General features: G+C 43.0%; 7 protein-coding genes. 1 reads left to right on the forward strand and 6 read right to left on the reverse strand.

The features are described 5' to 3' along the window. Nucleotides 1-72 precede the first annotated feature (72 nt). Entirely contained in the window at nt 73-3,735 is a 3,663-nt protein-coding gene (locus CXF86_RS18160) for an Ig-like domain-containing protein (RefSeq protein WP_102039693.1), read from the reverse strand. 217 nt (nt 3,736-3,952) lie between these two features. On the opposite strand from CXF86_RS18160, the gene CXF86_RS18165 reads away from it, so the two are divergent. Beyond that, the gene (locus tag CXF86_RS18165; protein ID WP_101089621.1) at nt 3,953-5,269 is read left to right on the forward strand and encodes a dicarboxylate/amino acid:cation symporter; all 1,317 of its coding nucleotides are present in this window, start codon (nt 3,953-3,955) and stop codon (nt 5,267-5,269) included. A gap of 255 nt (nt 5,270-5,524) precedes the next feature. Here the strand turns inward: CXF86_RS18165 and CXF86_RS18170 are convergent, their stop codons facing one another. The 5 genes from CXF86_RS18170 to htpG all read right to left on the reverse strand — a co-directional run bounded on the left by CXF86_RS18170 (nt 5,525) and on the right by htpG (nt 11,858). Further along, entirely contained in the window at nt 5,525-6,829 is a 1,305-nt protein-coding gene (locus CXF86_RS18170; protein ID WP_101089620.1) for an inosine/guanosine kinase, read from the reverse strand. A 232-nt stretch (nt 6,830-7,061) separates the two neighbouring features. After that, complete coding sequence (gene hemH, locus CXF86_RS18175; RefSeq protein ID WP_102039694.1) at nt 7,062-8,057, reverse strand: ferrochelatase; 996 nt, start codon at nt 8,055-8,057, stop codon at nt 7,062-7,064. Nucleotides 8,058-8,186: 129 nt separating this feature from the next. Further along, entirely contained in the window at nt 8,187-8,831 is a 645-nt protein-coding gene (gene adk / locus CXF86_RS18180; protein ID WP_101089618.1) for an adenylate kinase, read from the reverse strand. A 188-nt stretch (nt 8,832-9,019) separates the two neighbouring features. After that, entirely contained in the window at nt 9,020-9,865 is an 846-nt protein-coding gene (locus tag CXF86_RS18185; protein ID WP_101089617.1) for a co-chaperone YbbN, read from the reverse strand. 73 nt (nt 9,866-9,938) lie between these two features. Then, nucleotides 9,939-11,858, reverse strand: a complete 1,920-nt coding sequence (gene htpG / locus CXF86_RS18190; protein WP_102039695.1) for a molecular chaperone HtpG — start codon at nt 11,856-11,858, stop codon at nt 9,939-9,941. Between the last annotated feature and the right edge of the window lie 35 nt (nt 11,859-11,893).

Here is an 11,893-nt window from a genome sequence, read left to right on the forward strand (position 1 = left end):
ACGATTCCGCAAGGAACCGTTTTTTTCATGTCTAAAAGCTACATGTTCTTATTGGACTCAATATCTAGAGCTTTAACCCGCATCACTCACACCAATAGAAACAGATGAAGCATCACCTTTCGGTGTTTTCACTGTGATCACTAAGATACCATCTGTTTTTTGATTTGGTGAAGATTCTCGGCTTAATGTAAATGAGTAAACAAATGGCTTCATCGCTATGTTACTACCTATTTCATACTCAGTTGTCCCAATAAGTTCACCATTATCAGTTGTCGCACTTATCGTTGTACCGTATGGCAATGTATTATTATTTACATCTGATACAAACAGATACACTGTGCCTGTGCTATTAGTAACAAGATCGATATCGATTGCTGTTGATATGACGTCCGTTACGCTGTCAATATTGACTAACCTCATATAAGGAACGCTACCAGACATTACAATCGTATTGTTTCTAAAGACGTTAAGTTGAGATTGGAAGTTCCCAGTACCAGTATTGGTGCAATCAGCCTCAGAGCCTTTAGCACACAACAGGCCTGTATACTTATCATCTCCCTCATTGAATACTTGATCAGTATTGTAATCAATAAACTCTTCGTTAATTGAACCTGCTGGCTCGTTAACTAATTCAGCATCACCAACGAAGCGTGCTTTATTTCGATAGCGCCCATCTTCGTTGTGATCTGTAAATCCTTCAGATAAATCTAAGAAAAACTCACCACTATCGAAAAGACCATTGCCATTTAAGTCAACAAAACTTTCCTCGCCAATAGCATAAGCTGTCACAGTTGCTCTACCAGGACGAGGCTCTGGAATAACTGAATTACTACCGTTTAAAAATTGAGTAAGATTATTACCCATACATGGCGGTATTGTTGAGCTATTAACCCCATCACTAAAGCCACCATTGGGACAAATAACCGCAGTACCTTTAAATGGTCGCTGATCTTGGCTACGCCACTCAACTGAACAGCCGCCATTAGGATTGCCATCATCCTTTTTTCCTGTCGAGCAAGAACCATCAATACCACCACCTTCAGTTCTGAAAGTAATAGTGGTTCCGGCTGGCACAAGATTATTAAAATGATCTGCGGCTAAAATATTGACTGATACTTTCTCATTATCGTAATTCCAAGCTTCAGGATTACCAACACTCATCGACAAAGAAAAACTATCGTTGTCTGCGATACCTGTAGTGACAGCTAATTCATCAGAAGTATTAGAAATTACCGCATTATGGCCACTACTCTTACTTTCAGACCATAAGGCAAAGACTTTAACTGAAGTAGGAACATCACCAGAGTGAACTATGGTACTGACTTCACCAGCCGCATTGGTATAACCCACTGCATATTTGTTTGGCAAAGTAATGTCTGCTGGATACTCGGCATCACCAACTTGAGGCATATTGCTACAATTTGCGTAATCTTGAGCCAACGGCGCTGGAGTAAGGGTCATTCCACCCATATCCGTGCTTAATTCAAAACAAACCAGTTCGTTTGGCGCGGGTTGATTAGACTCATCCAACAACTTAAAACTAACGACTGAGGTTTCGCTTCTAGCCCCCCCACTTGCAATCCCACCAGTCCCTCTAAGTGCTAACAACTTAGGTGTTGACGAAACATACTGAATTGCACCTACGGTAACAGAATTGACTGTTACCGTAGTCGTCGCAGAAACGGAACTTCCGCCTGTAACAGCTGTTACAGTGATGGCGTCAACACCTTCACAACCAGCCGCACGATATGTCGCGAATCCTTTTCCAGCGTTTGTAATCACAGGAGAGTCAACAAATGCGGTATTGGCTGCAACACATTCCGAAGTAAACACAAGCTGAAAAGGCTGTCCAGTCGATAAACTGCCATCGGGGTTGAAAACGGTAACGTCCAAAATGGTGGACCCACCAGCAGGAATAATATTATTCCCAACGGTAGCACTGATGGTTAAACTAATATCAACACGTCCAATTTCAAACGCTTTAGTGCTAGTAACCTCTTGCACTTTAAGAGAAACCTCACCAGCACCCACATCTCCGTTTGCATAAAGGTCTAGGACCGCTTTCCCCTCTGAATTTGTAATCGCGGTGCCAGAAGCAGGACTAATTGCTCCTAGTGTTGTACCCGCAGATACCAGTATTTGCTGTAACGGCTGCGTACTCCCTGAGCGAGTAACAACAGCACCGATAATACCTGGACTATCGTTAGTGATATTATCAGTTACGGTACAGACTTCGAAATTTTTCAGCGTTTTGTCCCAGTCAACAGCACTAGTACAATTGTAAATATTAAATACTATTTCAGGGCTAGCTTCAACAGGGTTTATTTCATCTCCTGCCGTTTGAAAGCCTACTTTTGCACTTGTTTCACCATAAACGGCTGTTACTTCACCTGCACCTTCAATGCTACCAGCTGATAACAGAATCGATGCACCGCCAATACTGTCGGTTAACGCAGTGCCATTACTCGGTAAGAAAGAACCTAATGTGCTAGTAAAGCTAATTACTTTGCCAGCAATAGCTAACCCCTCTTTATCAACAAGAGTGATATTTACTCTTCCTGGCTCTGCCGAACTAACCACATTGGTTTGCACGCCAGTTGCACTATTAGTCAAGGCAATGCTTAATTCATTTGCCTCACCATCACCGCCAGGAGCATCACCTGTAACGCTATAACTATAATCGTCATCAATTGATTCACGATCAAGTGTATATGTTGAAGTTATCGTTCCCGCACCTGCAACAGCTCCAGTAATTAGGTTTACACTAGCTTGACCATTCGTATTTGTTAGTGCTGAACCTGATGAAGGGTTTATATTTCCCTCTCCACTAACATTAAAGCTAATAGTTTCAAACGGTGCAGCAACACCATCTTTCAACAAGGTCGCGATTACTTGGCCAGGGCTTACATTGGATATTTCACGCAGCGCAGCATTTGCAGAATCAACAACGGTAAGGCTCAGAACATAAGCATCAATCGGTTTGACAGTTACTTCATCACCTTTCGTTTCGAAGCCAATAGGCTGGGTTAACTCGCCCGCTGTCGCAGTAATTACTCCTGCACCTTCAACTGTACCAGCAGCAATCTTAATAGTCGCAAGGCCATTTGCATCGGTTAACGCTGTACCTGATTCAGGTATAAAGTGTCCTAAAGTCGTCGTGAAAGTAATGACTTCATTTGCCAATACTTCATTAGAGGAGTTTGTATAAGTAACTCTGACAACGCCAGGCGCAGCTTGGCTAATGCTTGTTAGTGTATTCCCGCTTGCGTCAGTTAAGGTCAATACTAGCTGATTGCCACTTTCAGAGTCGCCGCCATCACCTGCCATTTTAAAACCAATTGGAGTTTGTGCTTCAGTCATACCCACAACACTGGCAGATACGGTTCCGGCTCCCTTAATATTCAACGTAGCGAGTTCAATAGTCGCTAAACCTTCGCTGTTTGTGAGTGCGGTCCCCGCTGCCGGATCAAATGCCCCAATAGCGGCATCACTTAACGCAAAGGTAACTAAAGTATTAACCAAAGGACCATTTATACTACTAGTAGCTGTTGCTGTAATAATTGCTGGTGTTTCAGCATTGATTTCGGTATTTGATATTGCCAACGCGACGGTAATGACGTCTGTGGGCTCTGGATTTGGTTTGTCAGGATCAGAAGATATACTTCCTCCCCCCCCACAACCAACGAGAAAAAACGACCATATTAACGCAATAAAAATACTATAAGCTGACTTCATTGTCAGGCTCCCTGTTACTCAGATTATGATATCCGGTAATTATCTGATTACCTAGGAGCTTACATTACACAATTACCAAGCAACTTATCTACAACGAAAGCCAGTAAATTAATAAATAACATTAAAAACTTTAACTTTTACCCCATTTCAACTGTGGCACTTTCTTGCTAGGCTTTAATCTGCAAATTGAAAGCATAAAAATTATACAGGAAGCACTATGTCTGCTACGAAAACAAAAAAATTTGGCCTGACGAGTAAAATTTTACTCGGTATGACGTCAGGTATTATTCTCGGGTTAATTCTTCGTAACCTTTTCCCTGAAAGTGAATTCATCAAAGATTACATCACCGAAGGTTTTTTAAATGTCATCGGTACCATATTCATCTCAAGTTTGAAAATGTTAGTGGTGCCTTTGGTCTTTGTATCATTGGTCTGTGGAACGTGTTCTTTAAGTGAACCTTCCAAATTAGGTCGTCTGGGTGGAAAGACCCTCGCGTTTTATCTATTCACTACTGCTATCGCACTCTCAATGGCAATCCTTATCGCCATTGCCATTCATCCTGGTCACGCAACAATGGTGACGGAGAACATGCATTTTGATGTCAAACAAGCGCCAAGCTTAGCTGACGTCATTATTAATATTGTGCCGACTAACCCACTGCAAGCGATGAGCGAAGGTAATATGCTGCAGATCATCATATTTGCGGTTATTTTTGGTTTTGCAATCTCACATATTGGTGAGCGCGGTAAACGCGTTGCAGCATTGTTTACTGACCTTAATGAAGTCATCATGCGTGTTGTTACCTTAATCATGCAGCTTGCGCCGTATGGTGTATTTGCATTGATGGCTAAACTGGCATTGACTCTGGATATGAAGACCTTTGGCAGTGTGGTGCAGTACTTCTTTGTTGTCCTTGGCGTATTGCTCATCCATGCATTTATCGTCTACCCAACATTGTTAAAGTTATTCTCAGGACTCAACCCCTTTACCTTTATTCGAAAGATTCGCGATGTACAGTTGTTTGCCTTCAGTACCGCAAGTTCTAACGCAACCCTTCCAGTGACGATTGAAACCGCTGAACACCGCATGGGCGTCGATAATAAAATAGCTTCATTCACGCTACCGCTAGGGGCTACCATCAACATGGATGGCACCGCGATTATGCAGGGGGTGGCAACGGTATTCATTGCGCAAGTTTACGGTATTGATTTAACCATTACTGATTACGCCATGGTGGTGATAACAGCAACATTAGCCTCTATTGGTACGGCTGGCGTGCCAGGGGTCGGACTTATCATGTTAGCGATGGTACTGAATCAAGTCGGTCTACCGGTAGAAGGTATCGCACTGATTATCGGTGTCGATAGATTACTTGATATGGTGCGTACAGCCGTTAACGTCACTGGTGATACTGTGGCAACTGTTGTGATCGCTAAATCTGAAAATGAGTTTGATGAAGATATTTTCAACAATACTCAAGCAGGTAAAGTGGCACCGGGTTTTAACGCTCAAGTTCACGCTGAAGAGAAGTAAGCAAAGCTTAAAATCTGTGTAACAAAGGCGCCTATATCGGCGCCTTTGTTGTTTATGCTCTAGGTGGTGACGGTGTTTCCTCGTCATGATATCACTTCATCAACGGCAAAATTCTTAAGCTATGCTCAGCATATTTTGCTAACTTAATGCATCGCCGACCATAAAAAAGCCATCGTTCAGAAGGACTAAACGATGGCTTTTTTATGGTTTTATTTTAAGTTTTGTCTGGATGTTTATCCCAGAACTTAAACTAAGTTATCTTTCCCAGTATGACTCTTCTAAGCTGTCTTCACGTTCAGGTAAGCCACGAGATAGTCTAGGGCTATGTTGCGCTAACACTTCATAAGCGACACGGTTAGCATATTTACAAATCTGTGAGAATGACGAATAACACAAACCATCACGCTTATGCTTGCTTGAACCCGGTACGTTCATCTTATGGAATCGATTTGAAGCTAAATCATGCAGTAATGCCGCTAATGCACCATCTCCTGCACCGTTAGTATTACGAATTTTTTCTGGGCCGCCCATATACGGAGATATGTGCGCATACACTTTAAGCGGTGACTCACAATCAGCTTTAAGTTTAGGACGAGAAAACTCATAGCGATTAAATTCAGGGATTGCACCTGGCAGTAACGTATGGGTGGTTTCACGTTTTTCAGAGTCTTCAGTATATCCCGCAGTATAAAGCCCTAAAGGCCCAGCTGTAGTCAACACCATGTCACACCAATCTAAAGCTGTTTGACTGGCTTGTAAGGGGTCTTTAAATCCAGTCAATGCTTCGCCTTCATCCTCATTCATGGCCAGAATACTCACGTGCTCTTGAATGAAACGCTGCCACCACTGTGGATCTTCCTCGATTAAGAAACGAGTGCCTAAGGTCAATACCACGGGCACCTCCGCTGCTTTAGCATATTCAATCGCTTTCATTGCGGCATCGGTTATCTTATCTTCGCCGCTTGCCCGCATGAGGTAGGCGGTCAAAATCAGTGCAGAACCACCCTGTACAATATCTCTATCGATATATTCTGGTGTCAATTTGTCCATTGAACCTTTGCTAATCGCAAACGTTCGTTCGCCGCACTCTGAAATAAGCGTGAAGCAACGACCAATAGGACCCGCGACGGGCTGCAACTGGTTTAAATCAACCTTTGATGAAGTATTGCAGAGGTAGCGATAAGCGTAACTGCCAATTTCTATGTTCTGACTCATCACGCCAAATAACACTGAGCGGTCATCAGCAAGAATTGAGTAATTGTGTACCGTGTTACCTATGGTGCCACCGGCAAACTCATCACTGACCAGCTCACGCTCTTTTAACTCGGTATACAAAGCATGTGCCTTGTCATCATCTATCAAAGTCGAATTCCCCTTGGGTAATTCATAGCGACTTAGTAACTCATCTTCCACTTTAGCTTCAATATCTACCAGTGTTTGGTCAATACCAGACACGTAAGTCGAGATAGGTTGAGGCTGTTGGATAAACTGTGCTAATAGCGGATCACGTTTTTTGACAGGAAAATAATGTTTAGACTTACGCTGACCTGGAAACTTCATATTGAGTTCTCTTTCATTCGGCATCCATGCAAAAGATAATTAAAACGGCTAAGGAATCACAATTCATTGTTCTTGGCAAAAACTAACGACTTGTGGCTTTCAATTCTAGCAACCTGTAGTGCTAACGCAGCTCACCACCTTAAAACGATTAAGCAAAAGGCTTAAAAAAAGTGGGGAATTCTACCATACCCAGCCTCATTCGCTAGCTGAAATCACTACTAAGCATTTAAATTTAGCACCAACCTAAGGTTTGCTGCTCAACAATTTGCGTTAACAAGTTGATATGCTGCTTTGAGTCATTTAAACAAGCAATAAATTCATAGCGCTCGCCACCAGCAGATCGAAATGAGGCTTTACCCTCTCCTGAGATCTCTTCCAGTGTTTCAAGACAATCAGAAGAAAAAGCTGGACACATAATATCGACCGATTTTATCCCTTCGGCTGGAAGTGCTTCCAACAGTTTATCGGTAGCAGGTGTTAACCACTGCTCTTTACCAAACTGAGACTGGAAACAGATCCGCCATTGTTCAGGCGATAACGCCAACGACTCCGCCACCAGTTCAGCTGTTTTTTGGCACTGCATTTGATAAGGATCGCCTTCCGTTACATAACGCACTGGCACGCCGTGAAAAGACATGAGTAATACTTCACCACGCCCTTTACTCTGCCAGTGTTGTTTGACTGAATCAGCAAGCGCTGCAATATAGGCGGGGTGATCAAAATAATCTTTATTGATCCTAAGCTCCGGGAAATCACGCTTGGTTTTATGCAGATCAGCGATAGCATCAAACACTGGGGCAACGGTAGAGCAGGAATATTGCGCGTAGAGAGGTAATACAAAAATCTTGTTAACACCCTGCGATTTTAATTTATTAAGCCCGGAGTCTAATGATGGATTACCGTAACTCATGCCTAACTCAACAGGCACTTCAAAACCAAAAGTAGTATGCAAAGATTGTGCTAATTTATCGCGCTGACGTTGGCTAATAACCATTAAAGGCGACCCTTGATCCCACCAGATAGACTCATAGAGTTTGGCGACTTTTGCAGGACGGGTATTTAAGATGATGCCATTAAGAATAGGTTTCCAGATCCAAGGGGAGATATCAACAACACGAGGATCACTCAGGAACTGTTTTAAGAATTTTTTAACATCTGCCGCCGTTGGAGAGTCTGGCGTGCCAAGATTAACTAATAAAACACCAAATTGGGAGGTTGTGTCGCTCACATTTGTTCTCTTTTAACCAAGATATTCTGCGTCAGGCTATCATTGGAAAAACCATAAAAAAAGCCCACTTACGTGGGCTTTTTCAAATATGAGAACTAGCTCATAAACACATTACAATTTTGTGTCTATTTAGCCAAGTACTGCAACAATTTCTTGGCTAACTTTTGTCACTGTCTGGGTGCCATCGAACTTGTTATAAGTCGCGTCACCTTTAGCCGCAACCGCACCGTAGTATTCAACCAATGGCTTAGTCTGCTCATGGTAGATATCAAGACGCTTACGCACGGTTGTTTCTTCATCATCTGGACGAATAGCAAGGTCTTCACCAGTAACGTCATCTTTACCTTCAACCTTTGGTTGATTAAAGACGATGTGATAAACACGGCCAGAACCTGGGTGAACTCGACGGCCGCTCATACGTTTAACGATCTCTTCGTCTGGCACGTCGATCTCAACAACATGATCGATAGTAATGCCGCCAGTTGCCATTGCATCGGCTTGAGGAATTGTGCGCGGAAAACCATCTAATAGAAATCCATCAGCGCAATCATCTTGTGCAACACGCTCTTTCACAAGACCAATAATTAACTCGTCAGATACCAATTGACCGGCATCCATCACTTTCTTAGCTTCTAAGCCAAGTGGAGTGCCCGCTTTTACTGCAGCGCGCAGCATGTCACCCGTTGAAATTTGAGGAATACCGTACTTTTCCATGATGAATTGGGCTTGGGTACCTTTACCGGCACCTGGGGCACCTAATAGCATAATGCGCATCTCAATCTTCCTCTTATTTCGCATTGTTATACCAACCTCTAACACAGACAAAAGTCTAAAGTTTGGTCACGCGATTGGTATTATTATGTTTAGGGCGGCGATCTTCGCATAAATAGCCGCCATTTTGAAGCGATTTCCCTTCGACTTTAGCCTCACTTGAGGCAAATTAGTCGAGATATTGACCTTTATCAGTAAAGTAAGGTGTAAAGTTTACGGCGATACTGACTAGCAACACTATTACCTTGACCTAACGCGGTTAAAATCTCTAGGAATACCCCTTTCACTTTACCGTCTAGCGCAGCCATATCCTTCTGCAAAGGCGCAAATAACAAGGCAAGTGCTTCATCATTACGTTGAGCTTGGTGCAGTGCTTTGGCAAGCTCAATCATAACCTCAAGATCGTTTGGCGATTGCTCTAAATCAATTTGTAATTGTCTGATCTCTGGTGTGTCTGCGGCATCAAGCGCAAGTGCAAACTTGGCTTTTAAACTCTGATAATAGCTATCTTGATCAGCAAGTCCCACGCTAGCGAGTAGTCCTTGTGCATCTTCCAAAGCACCCAGCGACAGATACACATCCGCTAAAGGCAGTGCGATCTCAGCGATAGGCTGCTCGGCGTAAGCCTCTTTCAATAACGGCAGTGCACCAATGGCATTTTGTTCAGATAAAAATATTCTGGCTTGGTTAAGCTTTAGTTGCCATTCTGCCGGCAGATGCTTATCAAGCATTTCGGTAATTTGCGTCGCATTTTGTACACCAGCAAAACCATCAATAGGTTTACCTTCGTGTAAAACTAAGGTCGTTGGCAAATTTTGGATCTGGAAATAATTAGCTATCTCCATTTCAGCTTCACAGTTTACTTTTGCTAACACAAAGCGGCCGTTCTGCTGCTGCGAAAGGCTCTCAAGTGTTTGCATCAGGGTTAAACTCTCTGGGCTTTTATCGGCCCAAAATGCTAATACAATCACCTGCTCCATTGAAGCATCGACGATTTGCTGAATGTTTTCTTTAGTCAGTTCTAGAATATTTTCCATCACTTTCCTTTAAAACCTTTTAAATACCCAAAAAAAAGAGGCAGATTAACTGCCCCTTTATTATAGTTCTTTATTACTTAACGTTTGCCAACAACATCTGGTTCATCAATTTAATAAACGCTGATGGGTCAGCCAAGCTGCCTTTTTCAGACAATAACGCCTGCTGTAGTAAAAGATCTGACCACTGTGAAAATGCCTCTTCGTCTTGCTCGTCGTTAAGACGGGCTACAAGAGGGTGCTCAGGGTTTAACTCAAATGTTGGCTTAGACTCAGGAACCGCTTGACCAGCAGCTTGCATTAGCTTGATCATTTGTGTCGACATTTCGCCTTCACCAGCAACAACACAAGCCGGTGTATCCGTTAAACGAGTTGTTACTTTAACGGCTGACACTTTATCACCTAAGCTGTCTTTAACGCGTTTCACTAAGCCTTCTGATGCTGTTTCAAGCTTCTCTTGTGCTTCTTTTTCGCCTGCATCTTCTAACTCGCCGAGCTCAAGATCGCCACGCGTAACAGAGTGCATCTGCTTACCATCAAACTCAGTAAGATGGTTAATCAACCATTCATCGATACGCTCAGACATTAACAGTACTTCAATGCCTTTTTTGCGCAGTAGTTCCAGATGTGGGCTATTAGCAGCCGCTTCATGACTATCAGCAACGATGTAGTAGATCTTAGTTTGACCTTCCTGCATGCGCTCAATGTAATCAGCAAGTGATACATTTGACGTCGCTTCGCCAGTGTGAGTTGATGCAAAGCGCAACAAACCTGCAATACGTTCTTTATTAGCAAAATCTTCAGCAGGACCTTCTTTAAGTACCTGACCAAACTCAGCCCAGAAAGACAGGTATTGTTCTGCATCATTTTTAGCAAGCTTTTCAAGCATGCTAAGCACGCGCTTAGTTACCGCTGTGCGCAGTGATGTGGTCACTTTATTATCTTGTAAGATTTCACGCGATACGTTGAGTGGCAGATCATTTGAATCAATTAGACCTTGAGCAAAACGCAGATAACTCGGCATAAACTGTTCAGCATCATCCATAACGAATACACGCTGTACAAATAGTTTTAGGCCATGCTTACGATCGCGGTTCCACATGTCGAAGGGGGCTTTAGCCGGAATATAAAGCAAGCTGGTATATTCCTGCTTACCTTCAACGCGATTATGGCTCCAAATCAGTGGGTCAGCGTAATCGTGTGAAATATGCTTATAGAATTCTTTATACTCTTCTTCAGAGACGTCACTTTTATTACGTGTCCACAATGCGGTCGCCTTGTTCATTGGCTTCCAGCTACCATCAGTAGCAGGAACAGCTTCACCGCCCTCTTCTGTAGCTTCAATTGCAGGTGTACCGTCTTCAAACATCTCAACGGCAACAGAGATATGGTCTGAGTACTTAGTCACAATTGAGCGCAGACGATAGTCATCAGCAAACTCTTTTTCATCATCACGTAAATGAAGCGTGATTTCAGTACCGCGGCTCTGCTTAGTAATAGTGTCAACGGTAAAGTCACCTTCACCCGCTGATTCCCAAAGCACACCTTCATCGATGCTATGGCCCGCTGCACGAGTACGCACTGTCACTTTGTCAGCCACAATAAAGGCAGAGTAGAAACCAACACCAAATTGACCAATTAATTGAGAATCTTTTGAATCATCACCTGACATGTTCTTAAAAAAGTCAGCGGTGCCTGATTTAGCGATCGTCCCTAAGTGCTCAATCACACCATCACGGGTCATACCAATACCATTGTCTGCAATGGTTATCGTGCCTTTCTCTTTATCGGCACTAATGCGAACGCGTAGATCGCCTTCACCTTCGTAAAGGTCATTATCCGTTAACGCTTGATAGCGCAACTTATCTGCCGCATCAGCAGCATTAGAGACTAACTCGCGCAAGAAAATTTCTTTGTTTGAGTACAAAGAGTGGATCATCAAATGTAGTAGTTGTTTGACTTCAGTTTGAAAGCCATGAGTCTCTTGTTGTGACATGAAATGTTCCCTTTAAAATTCGATTTAAGTACTGC

This window comes from Shewanella sp. GutCb (genome assembly GCF_002836135.1).
Classification (GTDB): domain Bacteria; phylum Pseudomonadota; class Gammaproteobacteria; order Enterobacterales; family Shewanellaceae; genus Shewanella.